We start from the raw sequence: 15131 nt of genomic DNA, 5'->3' as shown, positions 1-15131 counted from the left end.
TCAGGCGGCCGCGGCCATCTGCTCCTGCTCCTGCTGCGGCACGGCCGCCTGCATGGTGCGGCTGACCATCGTGTACATCGCGACCCAGGCGGCCCGCGTGGGCATGTCGAAGGCCGGGCCCAGCCCCTGCTCGAGCGTGGCGATCAGCGCGCCGCCCACCGTGTCGTAGTGCTGCGGCTTCACGCCATAGGCGTCGTGCCGGCGGCCGAGGTTGCGAAGCACCGGCACCAGGTGCTCCGGCTGGTCCAGCGTGCGCACCGCGGCCGCGATCATGCGCATCAGCGCCTCGCCCTGCGCCGCCATGTCGCCGCGGAACATCGCCCGCAGCGACGGATCGGCCGCGAAGAGCTTGTCATAGAAGATCGCCGCCGCCTGCGGCGCGATCGGCGCCACGCGGGCAAAGCTCTGCTGCACCAGCGCGATCTGCTCGGGAGTCATCATCATCGGAACCTTCCTTCATTCGCTTCATTGGGAAGCCTCAGTGTGGAAGGCGAACGTATCGACGAGATGTCGCCCAGCGTTTCGATTGTTGAGAGCCCTTCGCGCCACCCCCGCCACAACACCGCTACAAGCCGCAGCAGCGACCAAAAGAAGCAGCGAGGGAGTAGACGCCGCGGATCCGGCTCCGCCGGTCCGCCAGCGTCGCCCCCTTGAGGGGGCGGCCGAAGGCCGTAGGGGGTGGGCTACTTCACCCAGGTATTGAGCTGGATGATCGGCAGCAGCACCGCCAGCACGATCAGCATCACCACCATGCCCATCACCACGATCAGCAGCGGCTCCAGGATGGTGGCCAGCGCCATGGCGCGGCGCTGCACTTCGGCGCCCAGCTGCACCGCGGCGCGCTGCAGCATGACCGGCAGCTGGCCGGTCTGTTCGCCCAGCCGCGCGAACATGGCGAGCAGGCCGGGGAAGCGCTTCTTGCCGGCGAGTGCCGAGGCCAGCGGCGCGCCTTCGCGCACCTGCACCAGCGCATCCATGGCGTCGGCGCGCATCGCGCGGTTCGACAGCGTCTCGGCGCCGGCCTGCAGCGCCTTCAGGATGGGCACGCCGGCGCCGGCCAGCATGGCCAGCGTGCCGGCAAAACGGGCGGCGTTGTAGCCGCGCGAGAGCCGGCCGATCAGCGGCAGCGTGAGCCAGAAGGCGTCGAAGCGCTCGCGGAAGGCTTCGTTGCGGCGTGCATAGAGCAGCGAACCCACGCCGCCGGCAATGGCCAGCAGCATGAACCAGCCCCAGCTGCGCACGAAGCCGCTGATGGCCAGCATGGCGCTGGTGAGGAAGGGCAGGGCGCGCTTGGAGCCGGCGAAGACGCTGGCCACCTGCGGCACCACATAGGTGACCAGGAACACGACGATCACCACGGCCACGATGGACACGATGGCCGGGTACAGCGCCGCGCCGATGAGCTTGGCCTTCAGCGCCTGGCGTTCTTCCAGGTCGTCGGCCAGCTTGTCGAGCACCGTGCCGAGCTGGCCGCTCTGTTCGCCGGCAGCCACCACCGCGCGGTACACCTCGTCGAACTCGCGCGGTGCGCTCGCCAGCGCGCGCGCGAACGGGGCGCCGGCGTTGACCTCGGCGCGCATGTGCGCGAGCAGCTCGCGCTGCTTGGGATCCTCGGCCTCGTCGGCCAGGGCGGTGAGTGCACGTTCGAGCGGCAGGCCCGAGCCCACCAAGCCGGCGAGCTGCCGCGTCCAGATGGCCAGCGCCGTGGCGCTGAACGCCCGGCCGCGGCCGAAGGAGAACTGCCCGGTGTTGGCCGCTTCCGAGGCCACCTGGGTGACTTCGAGCGGCACCAGCGCCTGTGCCCTCAGTTGCGCGCGGGCGGCCTTGGCGTTGTCGGCCTCCAGCAGGCCCTTGGTGGCACGGCCGGCGGCGTCGACGGCTTCGAAGCGGTAGGCAGGCATCTTCTTGGGTAGTGACTGGTGACTCGTGACTGGTGACCAGTGACTGGTGGGCTGTTCACAAGTCACCACTCACAAGTCACTGATCACTATTCGCGTGTGACTCGCATGAGTTCCTCGAGCGAGGTGATGCCGGTCTTCACCAGCCGCTCGCCGTCTTCGCGCATGGTCTTCATGCCGGCCTGCTCGGCCGCGACGAACAGGCGCGACTCGGCGGCCCGGCTGTGGATCAGGTTCTGGATCTGGTCGTCCACCACCATCAGTTCGTAGACGCCGCAGCGGCCCTTGTAGCCGGTGTTGGCGCATTCGGGGCAGCCCACCGGATGCCAGCGTCCTTGCGCGTCCTGCTTCTTGCACACCGGGCACAGCTTGCGCACCAGGCGCTGGGCCAGCACGCCCAGCAGCGAGGAGCTGAGCAGGAAGGGCTCGATGCCCATGTCGGTGAGGCGGGTCACGGCCGACGGCGCGTCGTTCGTGTGCAGCGTGGCCAGCACCAGGTGGCCGGTGAGCGAGGCCTGGATGGCGATCTGCGCGGTTTCGAGGTCGCGGATCTCGCCGATCATGATGACGTCGGGGTCCTGGCGCAGGATGGCGCGCAGGGACTTGGCGAAGGTCAGCTCGATCTTGGCGTTGACCTGCGTCTGGCCGATGCCGGGCAGCTCGTATTCGACCGGATCTTCCACCGTGAGCACGTTGGTGGTGGAGGTGTCCACCGTGCCCAGCGCGGCGTACAGCGTGGTGGTCTTGCCGGAACCGGTGGGGCCGGTCACGAGCACGATGCCGTGCGGCTGTGCCACCAGCTTGTTGAAGCGGGTGAGGGTCTCGCCGCTCATGCCCAGCGACTCGAGCGAGAACTTGCTGGAATCGCCCTTGTCGAGCAGGCGCAGCACCGCGCGTTCGCCGTGGGCCGAGGGCAGCGTGGAGACCCGCACGTCGATCGCGCGGCCGCCGATGCGCAGCGAGATGCGGCCGTCCTGCGGCAGGCGCTTTTCAGCGATGTCGAGCTCGGCCATGATCTTCAGGCGCGAGATCAGCGCGGCGTGCAGCGCCTTGTTGGGCTGCACCACCTCGCGCAGCGTGCCGTCCACCCGGAAGCGCACCGACGAGCTTCTTTCGTAGGCCTCGATGTGGATGTCGGAGGCACCGTCCTTCGCGGCCTGCGTGAGCAGCGCGTTGAGCATGCGGATGATCGGCGCGTCGTTGGCGGCCTCGAGCAGGTCTTCGACCGCCGGCAGGTCCTGCATCAGGCGCGACAGGTCGACTGCGCTCTCGACTTCGCCCACCACCGCGGCGGCGCTCGACTCGCCGCCCGCATAGGCCGCGGCGATGCGATTGGCCAGCGTGGAGGTGGCTTCTCGCTCGATGCTGTCGACCGCGTACAGGCGCAGCACCTCGGACAGGGCCGAGGGCGACACGCCGGTGTCGGCCCACAGGGTGAGGTGCTCGCCGTCGTCTTCGAGCAGCAGCGTGTGCGCCTTGGCGAAGGCGTAGGGCAGGGGGTGGCGGGCGCCCATGGCGTGTCCTCCTGCGAAGGTCAGCGCAGCGGCGCGGAGGCCGACGGCGCGATGGGCGGCGGCGGCTCCTGCTTCGCTGCGGGCTGTGCAGGCGCGGGGGTTTGCAGCGGCGGCAGCACGGGAGCCTCGTTGATGGGCAGCAGGAGTCGATGCTCGGGCTGGTTGGCCTGCTGCTGCGCGCGGATCACGTCATAGCGGTCGAGCGTGAGCTTGTTGGCCGCAGCCTGGTCGCGCATCACGACCGGCCGCAGGAACACCATGAGGTTGCGCCGTTCCTTGGTGCGGCTTTCGCTGCGGAACAGCGCGCCCAGCACCGGGATGTCGCCCAGCAGCGGCACCTTGGAGCGGACATCGCGCAAAGAGTCTTCGATCAGGCCGCCCAGCACGATGATCTGGCCGTCGTCGACTACCACGTTCGACTCGATGGAACGCTTGCTGGTCGAGGGGCCGGCATTGCTGGTGCCGGGGGCTACCTGGTCTTCGACCTGTGACGACTCCTGGAAGATCTGCATGCGCACTGTGCCGCTTTCGCCGATCTGGGGCTTGATGCGAAGGGTGATGCCCACGTCCTGCCGCTCGATGGTCTGGAACGGGCTGGTGGTGCCTGTGCCGGTGCTGGTGAACTGGCCGGTCACGAAAGGCACGTTTCGGCCCACCACGATCTTGGCCTCTTCGTTGTCGAGCGTGATGAGGTTCGGCGTGGACTGGATGTTGATGTTGGATTGGCTCTGAAGCAGCCGCATCAGGGCTGCCAGCCCGTACGTGCCGCCGAAGTCCTTGATCAGCCCGATGTTCAGGCCGTTGCCGAGCAAGCTCGACGGCGTGGTGCCCGTGCTGCCGCTGCTTGCGCCGGAAATCAGCTGACCCGTGATGTTGAGCAGGTTGCCGGCGCCGCCGAAGTTGGTGCCGCCGACCAGTCCGTACTTGTCACCTTCCCGGCCCAGCAGGCCTTGCCACTGGATGCCGATCTCGGCCGCGTTGTTGCCGGTCACCTCGACGATCAGGCTTTCGATGTAGACCTGCGCCCGGCGCGAATCGAGCTGGTCGATCACGGCGCGCAGCTGGCGGTACACCGGCTCGGTGGCCGTGATGATGAGCGAGTTGCTGGCCGGGTCGGCCTGGATGAAGCCGCCGGTGGACGGCTGCCCCGACTGCTGCACGGGCGCGGTGGCCTGCGGCGACGCCGCGCCGCCGGCCTGCTGCTGCTGGCCGGTGTTGCCCAGCGTCGTGCCGGGCTGCTGCCCGCCGCGGCCGAGCGCCGTGTTGCTGCCGAGCGACCCGCCGCCGGTGTCGCTGCCGCTGCCGCCGCCGGAGCCGCCGCCGAACGACGCGCGCAGCACCTGCGCCAGCTTCACCGCGTCGGCGTTCTTGAGGTACACGACGTGGATGTTGCTGCCGGCGATGCCGCCCTGGCCGGGCCGGTCGAGCTTCTCGACCACCGACTTCACCAGCGACAGGCGCGCCTGGTTGGGCGAGCGCACCAGCAGCGAATTGGTGCGCGGATCGGCCAGCACGGTGAGCGCACCGCCGCCGGGGGCGCCCTGGATGGCCGGTGCGCCCGAGGTGTCGGCCAGGCGCTGCACCAGCGCGGCCAAGTCGGAGGCCGCCGCATGCTGCAGCGGAATGACCTCGAGGTCGGTGGCTGCCGGCACGTCGGTCGCCGCGATGATCTTGGCGATGCGTGCCAGGTTGTCGGCGTAGTCGGTGATGACCAGGCTGTTGTTGCCCGGGTTGGCGTTGATCGTGTTGTTGGGGCTGATGAGCGGCCGCAGGATCGCCACCAGGTTGTTGGCGTTCTCGTGCTGCAGCCGGAAGATCTGCGTGATGATCTGGTCGCCGCGCTGCGTGACGGCGCCCACCGACACGGTGCCTGTCTGCAGCTTGGCGTCGGCCTCGGGCACCACCTTCAGCAGCCCGGCCACCTCGATGATCGCGAAGCCCAGCCCGCGCAGCGCCGCCTGGTAGTTGAGGAAGGCCTCGCGCGGTGACAGCGGCTGTTCGCTGTAGAGCGTGATGGTGCCCTTGACGCGCGGATCGACGAGGATCTGCCGGTCGAGGATGGCGCCCATGGCGCGCGTCACGCCTTCGATGTCGGCATTGACGAAGTTCAGCGTTACCGGCTCGCTGCGCTTTGCCGGCTGCTGGGCCACCAGCGGAGCCGGGGCGGCCAGGCAGACGGCCAGCAGCGCCGTCAGGGCGCGTGTGCAAAGCGTGGTGGCCCGGCGCGGTGACTGGAGAGAGGTGATGCGCATGGTCATCCGATCGAAATGACGGACCGGGCGCCGTCGCGCCGTCCGATGATGTTCAGCAAGTTGGTCAAGGCGGCTTGCTCTTGTTCGTTGGCGGTGGCTTCGCCCCTGAAGCGCAGCCCGTTCGGCCCCCACTGGCCCTCACCTGAGAGCCGCAGCGCGCCGTCGATCGTGCTCAGCTGCAGCTGGGCTGCGCCGGCATTGGCCGGGTCGCCCGACAGGTTGAGCCGGTAGCTGCCCAGGCGGTCGAGCGTGGTCAGCCTGGACGACACGTTCATCAGGTCGACGCCGGCCATGCCTTCCACGCGCAGCCTGCCCTGCACCACTTCGAGCCTGAGGCCCTGTGCGGTGAGGCGCACCGCCCCGCCGAGCTGCAATGTATTCCATGGGGTCCCGAGGCCGCCAAGCCAGGCGCTGGGCCATTGCCCGACCCACGGGCCGCCCGGCAGCAGCGCCACGCTCACCCTGCCGAAGCCCGGCTGGATGCGCAGCCCCAGCGTGCCGTTGATGCAGCACTCATGCCGCGCTTGGAGCAGGAATCCGAGCCCGGCGCCGCTGATGCTGGGCAGCAGCGACCATTCGACGCGCCCCGGCAGCGAGCGCGCATCGCGGCTGCCCGGGCCGGCGGTGAGCACGGCCACCGCACTGCCCGACCAGATGGTGCCGCGCGCATCGGCCAGCACGAAATGCTCGTTCGACGCACCCGCCACCGCGGAAGCAAGCCATGCGGCCGGCGCGAACAGCACCAGCCCGGCCAGGCTGCCCAGCACCGCGCCCCACAGGGCCCAGCGGCCGCCGGCCTTGCGGGCCTTGGCCCAGCGTGCCACTTCGAGCGTCGACTCGCCCCAGCGCGTGGTGGGTGCGGCGCCGCGGCGCGCCGAACGCCAGGACAGGCGCGAGCGTTTGAAGGATGCGAATGCCATAGGGTCGGTCTCTTGTCGTTCTCAGCTCGGCCGGCCCAGTGCCAGCACCACGGTGCCGCTGTAGCCGCCCGCCTCTCCTGTGCCGCGCGACAGCTGGGCCTCGAGCACGCGCGCGCGCGCTGCGCTGCGCACTTCACCCAGCCATGCCGCCAGTGCATCGCCGGGCACGCCGTTGAGAGTGACGGTGGCGCGGTCCCCTTGCAGATTGACCCGGGCGGACGTGCCCAGCCGTTCGGCGGCTCCGCGTAGCGCCGCTTCGGCCTGCGACGCCGACACCTGCGGCGTGGCGCGCAGCATCTCGGCCTCGCCGGCCAGCCGCTGCATCTGCTGCAACTGCAGGTCCAGTGCCTCGAGCTGCCGGGGTGTTTCGCGCAGCGTGCGCAAGGCCGGCTGTACCGCGATGGCCCATGCGATGCCGAAGCCCAGCACGCCGCCGGCAATGGCCAGCAGTCGCCGTTCGCGCGGCGGGAACTTGTTCCAGCGGGCCAGCGCCTGGGTGCGCAGTGCCTTGACGGCCGGCGGCAGTCGATCGCTCATGAACGGCCTCCGGCGCGTGAGATGGTGATGCGGGCCTCGGCCGCCTCGATGTTCCAGCCGCTCGGTTCGAGCGCGCTGCGGAACTGGTCGATCTGCTCCGGGCCCCAGTTCGGCACCGCCAGCGTGAGCGAACCCGGCTCGAACTTGAGGTTCTGCACCGGCTGGCCCTGGGGCCATGCACTGGCTGCCGCCTGCAGCAGGGCCTCGAGGTCGCTGTCGCCGGCCTGGCCGGCCGCGGCTCGCAGGGCTTCTGTCTCGCGCTGCATCTGCACCGGCGCGTCGAGCACGGCGCGCACCTGCGGATGTGCGGTCTTGAGCAGCTGCACCATGGCCTCGCGCTTGTTCGACAGCGCGAAGCGCTGCTGGAAGGCCCACACGTTGAGTCCGATCAGCTGCAGCAGCACCAGCGTGACGGCGCCGAGCCGCACCGGCCGCCAGGCCGGGCTCATGAAGCTGCGCCAGCGGTCTCGCAGGGCGTCGACACCGCGATGGCTCGGGGCGAGTTCGAACTGGCGCAGGTTCCACAGCGAACGGGCCGCCGCGAGCGCGCGTTCGGCCGGCGTGACCACGGTGACCGCAGTACCCAGCCACCGTTCCGCGGGTGCGGCGACGGCCGGCGTGGCGGTGAAGCCCACGCTGGCCGGCAGCGGCTGCGGCAGCAGCGCACGCGCAAGACCGCCCTGCAGCGGCCAGGTCGCCACGCCGTTGCCGTGTGACCAGGTGAGGCCCACCGTGAGCTGCGTGCCGTCGTGCGGGTGGCTGAGTTCGTGGAAGTGGCCGCTCGGCGGTTCGTCGGGCCAGGCGGCGGGCACCACACGGTCGACCCGCAGTCCGGACTGTTCGATGCGCGAGAGCTCCGTCGCCAGCCAGGCCCGGTCGCAGGCCGCGATCCAAGCCTGCTCGCCGGCCTTGGCCTGCGGCGCAAGCGCCAGGTGGGTGGTCTCGGTGTCGTCGAGCAGTGCTTCTTCCAGGACCCCGGCCAGTGCTGCGCGCAGGCGGGTGGCGGGCGCCTTGGGCACGGTGATGCGGTGCCAGCTGACGTCGGACTCGGCCAGCACGGCGATCACGCTGTCGGCCTTGGGCAGCAGCGCAGGCGCGCACTGGCCTTCGCGCTGCACCGACATGGAGTCGCTGCTGAGCAGGTAGGCGATTTCGCCGCTGGCACGGGGCGCCGCGGCGGCGTCGGCCCCGGGTGTGCGCGAACGCAGCCGCGGGCGCGGGGGGATCAGGACGACCAGAAGGCTCATGAAGGGTTCAGCGCTGGGTGCATGGCAAACGCGGCCGAGATCATGCCCTATGAATCAAGGACTTAGGAGTTCTTTTTGTAGCATCTTCGTAGCATTTGCCGGCTCAGGGTTTGCCGCCCGCCGACTCGACGCTGGCGATCCTTTCGCGGCGCAGGGCGATCACCTCGGACGACATGCGCTCGACCAGCGAGCGCTCCTCGACGATGCGGTCGTCCAGCCGGAGCTTGCCGCGCACTTCGAAGTAGCGCGAGCGCACGTCCACCCGCTGGCTGTTCAGGGTCTGGCCCGGCGTGGCGAGCAGCGTCTGCACGTCGCCCAGCTGCTTGAACGGCTGCCGCTGGCGCGTCTGCACCAGCCGGTCGGCGATGGCCAGGTTCAGGCCGGGGATCACCGCTGCGATCACTTCCTTGCTGGCGGTGTTGAGGTTGACCGGCGAGGGCTGCGGCAGCAGCGTGACGTAGGGGCGCAGCTTGGCGACGGAGCTCGCGTCCACCCCGAGCCAGCTCAGCTGGTCCATCGAGGTGGGCAGCAGCGGGGCGGTGGTTTCGTTGGTTCCGCTGGCGCCGGAGGTGTAGCGCACCGCCTCGCCCATGCCTTGCGCAATGAGCTGCGCCACGGTGGGCGACACGCCGACGTACTCGCACAGCAGCTGCAGCGTCTGCAGCTCCTCGGGCTGGGGCTTGCCGCTCGGGTCGATCAGGTTGCGCAGGTTGTAGCGCGCCTGCGCGTCGAAGATCACCCCGGACAGGAAGGCTTCCGGGCCGTCGTCGGTGCTCGCGTCCTTGTCGGCGGCGAGAAAGCTCGACAGCCGCGCCTCGGCCAGCGGCACCGCCCAGGGTTCTCCGAGGTGGTCGTACTGGTTGCCCGAACGGTTGTCGCCCTTCTGGTCTTCCTTCAGGATGAGGCGGGCCCAGTCGAGCGCGCCGCCCAGCACCCAGTACGACTGCGCGCGGCTGCGCTCGGCCGCTTCGACCTGGACCGCGCGCCACTGCTGCCACACCATCGAGGCCGCCAGCGTGGCCACCAGCGTCACGATGACCATGGCGGTCAGCAGGGCGGCGCCGCGCTGGCCTTTCTGGCTGCCCGGGCCGGCTGGGCGCTTCATGGCTTGATCCTCACGTCGCGGGTCAGGTGGCCCGAAAGGCCGCTGCCTTCGCCGAAGCCCAGCACCATGGTCAGGCCGTCGGGCGGGTCGAAGCCGCCGCTGGGCGCCGAAGCGCCGGCCGCCGGTGCCGAGCCGATGACGCAGCCGGACGACTGCGCGTTGCTCTTGTTGCCGCCGCGCATGCAGTAGAGCTGCCATTCGGTCACGCCGGTGAGCACACGCAGCTGCCCGGGCTCGTTGCCGAGCAGGCGCTGCGCCTGCTCCCAGGTGTCCTGCAGCTGCTGGATGCGCGTGACCGGCCTGCTGGCCCAGCGCATCCAGGTGCCGGCCCGCAGGGACCACACCACCACCTGCACGCCGTCGGGGCCGCGCCGCGTGAGCCGCAGCGAGCCGCCGTCGAATGCGTAGGGCGGTATGTTGGTGCGGGTGTCGATCATCTCGGAGAGGTCGGCCTCCCACTGCCCCATGACCGACTGTAGGCGCAGCATCTGGTCGAGCCGCTGCTGCGAGCCTTCACGGGCGCGGATGATGCCGTCCACGCCCTGCCAGGCCATCACGGCCATCACCGACATGATCATCAGGGCCACCAGCACCTCGATGAGGGTGAAGCCGCCGGCAGCGGCGGGGCGCTGGGTGGACTTCATTTCGGCAGCACCGTGGTCAGCAGCAGGATGGGCTGGCCGGACTCGTCGGCGATGCGCGCTTCGACGCGTCGGAAGTTCGGGTTGGGCGTCGGCCGCACGACCAGCTTGCCGATGTACTGGCGGCCCAGCTGCTCGCAGGCGAAGTCGCTGTCGCCCACGCCCAGGTGCGTGCCGGTGAGCTTGAGCTGGGTCAGCTGGTTGTCGGCGCACCATTGGGCCGCCGTCACGTCGGACAGCCGCTCGGCGTTGTTCATCAGCGAGCCGGCGGCCTTCAGCCCGGCCGACAGCGTGATGGCCACCACCGCCAGCGCCACCAGCACTTCGATCAGCGTGAGGCCGCGCGACGACGCCCGGGTGTTCATCGCGGCTCCTCGGAGGCCAGCACGAACGGGCCGAGGCCGTCGGTCGTGAGGACGAGCCGCTGGTCGTCCAGCCGCAGCACGATGCGTTGCGCGCCGATCACCGGCTCGGGCCCCAGGACCGCGGCCCGCGCGCCCACCACTTCGGCCTCGACGCTGCTGTCGAGCCAGTCTTCGGGGGGCGTGCTGGTGGCCGGCAGGCCGACGAAGCGGAAGCCCGCGACGCCTTCGCGCTTGGGCGTGGGCACCCACAGCACCCGCAGGCCGGATGCGCGAGCCTCCGCGCGGGCCGACTCCAGCAGCGCCGCCAGGCGGGTGGCCTCGCGTTCGAGCTGGGTGCTGGAGGGGTCGCGCAAGGCGAGACTCGCCACGGCCGAGGCGATGGCGACCAGCGAGATGACGATGAGCAGCTCGATGAGCGTGAATCCACGCTCACCGCCGCGGCCGTGCACCGGCCTACTGCCAGGAGCCGATGTCGGCGTCCTTGCCTTCACCGCCGGGCTGTCCGTCTGCGCCATAGCTGAACACATCGACCTGGCCTTTCACGCCGGGGTTCACGTACTGGTACGGGCGCCCCCAGGGATCGTTGGGCAGCTTCTCCAGATAGGGCTTCCAGTTGGGCGGCGGCGTGCCGGCGGTCGGCTTGCTCACCAGCGCCTGCAGGCCCTGGTCCGCACTCGGGAAGCGCTGATTGTCGAGCTTGTACAGCTTCAGGGCCTGCATCAGGTTGTTGACGTCGGTGCGGGCGGCCGTGGCGCGCGCGTCATCGGCGCGGTCGAGCACGTTGGGCACGATGAGCGCGGCCAGCACGCCGATGATGACCAGCACCACCATCAGTTCGATCAGGGTGAAGCCGCGCGCGGCCAGGTGCTGCAGGGAATGGGTTCGCGTCATGGTTTGAGAGGGTGGTGAGGGCCACGTGTTGCAGTTGAAGGTGCCTGCGTAAAGCAAGTGCAGCGCACGATGGGCGTTCGATCATAATCGCCGGCCATGGCTGCTCGTGTGAGTGCTTTCATCGTCTGGGCCCTGGTGGCGGCAGGTATCGCGTTCTGGGGTCTGCGCATCTTCGTGCGTCCGGCGCCGGTTCCGCCGCACGCCACGCCGGTGTCCACCACGCAGACCGCGCGCGGCGAAGTCGTGCGCGTGTTCGCCGACCCGGCTGTCGCCGCGCCGGTGGCGGCCCAGCCGGCCCTGGCGAGCCGCTTCAAGCTGATCGGCGTGATGGCGCCCAAAGCGGGCGACCGCCCGGGCGGCGTCGCGCTGATCGCGGTGGACGACAAGCCCCCGAGGGCCTTCGTGGTGGGTGCCCAGCTCGACACCAACCTCGTTCTGCAGACGGTGTCGATGCGCAGCGCGGCCATCGGTTCGCCGCAGGGCGGTGCGCCCGCGGTGGTCCTGGAGCTGCCCCCGCTGCCGCCGCCGGCTACCGGCACCTTGCCGCCGCCGGGTGCGGGTGGCCTGTCGCCGTCGCCGCAATTCCCGGCCGGGGGGCCGCCGCCGCCCGTGCAAGCGCCGCTCACACCCCCGCCCACGCCCGCACCGCCGCCGCAGATGATGCCGCCGGGCGTGATGCAGCCGGCCCAGGGGGGCGCGCCCACCCCGGGGCGGCCGTCCCGCCAGCTGCAGCGCTGAGCCGCCTGACCCGGCACCGAGCTCTCGGCGGGCCGATCGCTACTTCGACAACGGCCCGGTCCCGGTGCGCGGGAAGGTGGTGGTCTCTTCGTCGTCGACCACGTCGGTCATTTCGGGAAGGATCTCCGACGGGTGGCTGGGGCCGGGGTCTTCGCCTTCGGCCACTTCGGTGAGCAGCGCCGCCGCGCTGCGGATCAGCGGCCATGCCAGCGCGGCGCCGGTGCCGTCGGTGCTGTCCATGCCCAGCTCGAGCACCGCGGTGGCATGGAAGAGGCCGAGCGCCACGTCCAGGCCCATGTGCGAATGGCTGCGGCAGAACACGCAGTAGTCGGTCACCGGTGTGGCGATGCGCGAGGCGACCATGAGCGCCGCGCAGGCGGCGATGCCGTCGATCACCAGCAGCTGGTGCTTGCTCGAGGCCACCAGCATGGCCCCGACCATCATGGCGATCTCGAAGCCGCCGAAGGCGGCCATCACTTCGACCGGATCGGTCACGTTGGCATGGCGATCCTGCGCACCTTCGAGCACGCGAGTCCAGTGGGCCAGCATGTCCTCGGGCATCTTCGGGCCCTGGATGATGAAGTCGCGCACCGGCACACCGGCCAGCCGCGCCAGCACCAGGGCAGCCGTTTCGTGCGTGCCGATCCCGATGCCGGCGCAGGCCAGCACGTTGCCGGGCAGCGTGTCGGCGATCTCCATGCCGGCGCGAATGGCGGCGTGCGCCTGTTCGACGCTCATGGCCGAGTTGACGCGGCAATTGCGGGTGCCGTGCGCGATCTTGCGGGCCAGCAGGCGCGGATGCGGTTCGACCTTCTCGGCCACTCCGGCGTCGACCACGGTGAAGGCCAGGCCCTGGATGCCCGCGAACACCGGCAGCGGCAGTTGGCCGGTGAGTAGCTGCCTCACCTGCAGCGCCGTCGACTGCCCGGGCTGCGCCAGCCCGTCGACCACGAGGCCGTGGTCGCCGGCGAACACGAGCATCTGCGGATGGCGAAAGCGCGGCTTCAGGGTGTTCTGGATGAGGCCCAGCCGGATGGCCAGCGGCTCCAGCTCGCCGAGGCTGCCGACGGTTTCACTGCGGCGCTTGAGCTTTGCCGCAAGGGCCTGCTCGAGCGACGGATGTGCCGTCGGGGCAATCAGCGAACGTTGGACGGATGTCATTGGTTAGCAACGGGAAGGCGGCCCGGCCGCACCGTCTATCGGATCGCACCCGCAGGGCGCGGGGCGCACAACCCGCTCCCCCCGGTGCGGGCCGAATGACCAGAAGGCGCCATTGTGGGCCAGCCGCTGCAGCAGCGGCAAGCTTCAAGCTGGGGGCGCCGGCGTTCGTCCGTTCAGCGCAGGAAGAGCCGGTACACCGGGTTGCGCGTCTCGTCCACGTACGGATAGGCCAGGGTGTCGAGGAACCGCTTGAAGGCCGCCTTGTCGGCCCTGGGCACCTGGATCCCGACGAGGATGCGACCGTAGTCGGCGCCCTGGTTGCGGTAGTGGAACAGGCTGATGTTCCAGCCGGGGTGCATGCTCGACAGGAAGCGCATCAGCGCGCCGGGACGCTCGGGAAAGATGAACCGGTACAGCAGCTCGTCGTCGGCGAGGGCGGTGCGCCCGCCCACGAGGTGTCGGATGTGCTGCTTGGCCAGCTCGTCATGGGTGAGGTCCACGGTGGGAAAGCCGTGGCGTTCGAAATGGGCCGCGATCTTCTGCGACTCGCCCCGCTTGCTGGTCGACAGGCCGACGAAGATGTGGGCCACCTTCTCGTCGGAGATGCGGTAGTTGAACTCGGTCACGCTGCGCGGGCCGATCAGCTCGCAGAAGCGCTTGAACGAGCCGCGCTCCTCGGGGATGGTGACCGCGAACAGCGCCTCGCGCTCCTCGCCGACCTCGGCGCGTTCGGCCACGAAGCGCAGCCGGTCGAAGTTCATGTTGGCGCCGCAGGTCACCGCGACGAAGGTCTGGCCCTTGCACTTGTGCGTTTCGACGTACTGCTTGATGGCCGCCACGCTCATGGCGCCCGAAGGCTCGACGATGGCCCGGGTGTCCTGGAACACGTCCTTGATGGCCGCGCAGACCGCATCGGTGTCGACCACCACGAAGTCGTCGACCAGCGCACGCGCCACGCGCAGCGTTTCCTCGCCCACCAGCTTGACGGCGGTGCCGTCGCAGAACAGGCCCACATCGTTGAGCTGCACCCGCTTGCCGGCCTTCACCGAGCGCACCATCGCGTCCGATTCGGTGGTCTGCACGCCGATGACCTTGATCTCGGGGCGCACCGCCTTGATGTAGGCCGCCACGCCGGACACCAGCCCGCCGCCGCCGATGGCCACGAAGACCGCATCGATAGGCCCCTGGTGCTGGCGCAGGATCTCCATCGCGATCGTGCCCTGGCCGGCGATCACGTCGGGATCGTCGAACGGGTGCACGAAGGTGAGCCCCTGGGCCTTTTCCAGCTCGATGGCGTGCAGGTAGGCATCCGAATAGCTCTCGCCGAAGAGCACGACCTCCCCGCCGAGCGCCTTCACCGCGTCGACCTTGACCTGCGGCGTGGTGACGGGCATCACCACCACGGCACGCGAGCCCAGCTTGCTGGCCCCCAGGGCGACGCCCTGGGCATGGTTGCCGGCCGAAGCGCAGATGACACCGCGCTTGAGCTGTTCGGCGCTCAGCTGGGCCATCTTGTTGTAGGCGCCGCGCAGCTTGAAGCTGAAGACCGGCTGGTTGTCCTCGCGCTTGAGCAGCACCTTGTTGTGCAGTCGGCGCGACAGGCTGCGGGCGGGCTCCAGCCCGGTTTCGATCGCCACGTCGTAGACCCGCGCCGTCAGAATCTTCTGGAGGTAGCCCGCGAGGTCCGGCTTGTTGCCGGAGCGCGGCAGCTTGGGGGTCGAAGCGGGCTGGGGCGGTCGCGGCGCGCGGGCCATGGGGGTCCTCCGGGTCTTTGGTGGTGTGCGAAGCGCGTCGGATGATACGCGGCGGCTTTGCTGCGGCGCACAAAGAAAAAGGCCCGAAGCCTTGTGAGCTTCGGGCCG

15 protein-coding genes are annotated in these 15131 nt (G+C 70.0%); 1 reads left to right on the top strand and 14 read right to left on the bottom strand.

Going from position 1 to position 15131, the window contains the following annotated elements; all coding sequences use genetic code 11:
• The 12 genes from E8D38_RS03920 to gspG form a co-directional block, all read right to left on the bottom strand.
• On the bottom strand, nt 1–444 hold the full coding sequence (locus tag E8D38_RS03920) for a globin family protein (RefSeq protein WP_246099345.1): 444 nt from the start codon (nt 442–444) through the stop codon (nt 1–3).
• Between the two features lie 239 nt (nt 445–683).
• Nucleotides 684–1901: a type II secretion system inner membrane protein GspF gene (gene gspF, locus E8D38_RS03915; RefSeq protein ID WP_140626437.1), complete on the bottom strand. Its 1218-nt coding sequence runs from the start codon at nt 1899–1901 to the stop codon at nt 684–686.
• Between the two features lie 86 nt (nt 1902–1987).
• Nucleotides 1988–3412, bottom strand: a complete 1425-nt coding sequence (gene gspE, locus E8D38_RS03910) for a type II secretion system ATPase GspE (protein WP_140626436.1) — start codon at nt 3410–3412, stop codon at nt 1988–1990.
• A 20-nt stretch (nt 3413–3432) separates the two neighbouring features.
• Nucleotides 3433–5664 (bottom strand): type II secretion system secretin GspD, encoded by a 2232-nt coding sequence (gene gspD, locus E8D38_RS03905; protein WP_425462745.1) that lies wholly within the window; start codon nt 5662–5664, stop codon nt 3433–3435.
• Nucleotides 5665–5666: 2 nt separating this feature from the next.
• The gene (gspN, locus tag E8D38_RS03900; protein ID WP_140626434.1) at nt 5667–6584 is read right to left on the bottom strand and encodes a type II secretion system protein N; all 918 of its coding nucleotides are present in this window, start codon (nt 6582–6584) and stop codon (nt 5667–5669) included.
• A 21-nt stretch (nt 6585–6605) separates the two neighbouring features.
• Nucleotides 6606–7121: a type II secretion system protein GspM gene (gspM, locus tag E8D38_RS03895; RefSeq protein WP_140626433.1), complete on the bottom strand. Its 516-nt coding sequence runs from the start codon at nt 7119–7121 to the stop codon at nt 6606–6608.
• The gene (gene gspL, locus E8D38_RS03890) at nt 7118–8368 is read right to left on the bottom strand and encodes a type II secretion system protein GspL (RefSeq protein WP_140626432.1); all 1251 of its coding nucleotides are present in this window, start codon (nt 8366–8368) and stop codon (nt 7118–7120) included. Before gspL ends, gspM begins: the two co-directional genes overlap by 4 nt.
• A gap of 103 nt (nt 8369–8471) precedes the next feature.
• A complete protein-coding gene (gspK, locus tag E8D38_RS03885; RefSeq protein ID WP_140626431.1) occupies nt 8472–9473 on the bottom strand; it encodes a type II secretion system minor pseudopilin GspK in 1002 nt (333 codons plus the stop codon).
• Nucleotides 9470–10117 (bottom strand): PulJ/GspJ family protein, encoded by a 648-nt coding sequence (locus tag E8D38_RS03880; protein WP_140626430.1) that lies wholly within the window; start codon nt 10115–10117, stop codon nt 9470–9472. Before E8D38_RS03880 ends, gspK begins: the two co-directional genes overlap by 4 nt.
• Nucleotides 10114–10479: a type II secretion system minor pseudopilin GspI gene (gene gspI / locus E8D38_RS03875; RefSeq protein WP_140626429.1), complete on the bottom strand. Its 366-nt coding sequence runs from the start codon at nt 10477–10479 to the stop codon at nt 10114–10116. The genes E8D38_RS03880 and gspI overlap by 4 nt, the downstream gene beginning before the upstream one ends.
• Complete coding sequence (locus E8D38_RS03870) at nt 10476–10928, bottom strand: pilus assembly FimT family protein (RefSeq protein WP_246099344.1); 453 nt, start codon at nt 10926–10928, stop codon at nt 10476–10478. Before E8D38_RS03870 ends, gspI begins: the two co-directional genes overlap by 4 nt.
• Before the next feature lie 4 nt (nt 10929–10932).
• Nucleotides 10933–11370: a type II secretion system major pseudopilin GspG gene (gspG, locus tag E8D38_RS03865; RefSeq protein ID WP_140626427.1), complete on the bottom strand. Its 438-nt coding sequence runs from the start codon at nt 11368–11370 to the stop codon at nt 10933–10935.
• Between the two features lie 96 nt (nt 11371–11466).
• Here gspG and E8D38_RS03860 point away from each other — a divergent pair, with 96 nt between their 5' ends.
• The gene (locus E8D38_RS03860; protein WP_140626426.1) at nt 11467–12108 is read left to right on the top strand and encodes a hypothetical protein; all 642 of its coding nucleotides are present in this window, start codon (nt 11467–11469) and stop codon (nt 12106–12108) included.
• 39 nt (nt 12109–12147) lie between these two features.
• On the opposite strand, the gene E8D38_RS03855 is transcribed toward E8D38_RS03860, so the two are convergent.
• Together E8D38_RS03855 and ilvA are read right to left on the bottom strand one after the other, a co-directional pair.
• On the bottom strand, nt 12148–13269 hold the full coding sequence (locus E8D38_RS03855; protein ID WP_140626425.1) for a nicotinate-nucleotide--dimethylbenzimidazole phosphoribosyltransferase: 1122 nt from the start codon (nt 13267–13269) through the stop codon (nt 12148–12150).
• A 173-nt stretch (nt 13270–13442) separates the two neighbouring features.
• Nucleotides 13443–15023 (bottom strand): threonine ammonia-lyase, biosynthetic, encoded by a 1581-nt coding sequence (ilvA, locus tag E8D38_RS03850; RefSeq protein ID WP_140626424.1) that lies wholly within the window; start codon nt 15021–15023, stop codon nt 13443–13445.
• Between the last annotated feature and the right edge of the window lie 108 nt (nt 15024–15131).

Origin of the sequence: Methylibium rhizosphaerae (assembly GCF_006386545.1) — a bacterium.
Classification (GTDB): domain Bacteria; phylum Pseudomonadota; class Gammaproteobacteria; order Burkholderiales; family Burkholderiaceae_C; genus Pseudorivibacter; species Pseudorivibacter rhizosphaerae.
This window is presented reverse-complemented; position numbering and strand designations above follow the sequence as displayed.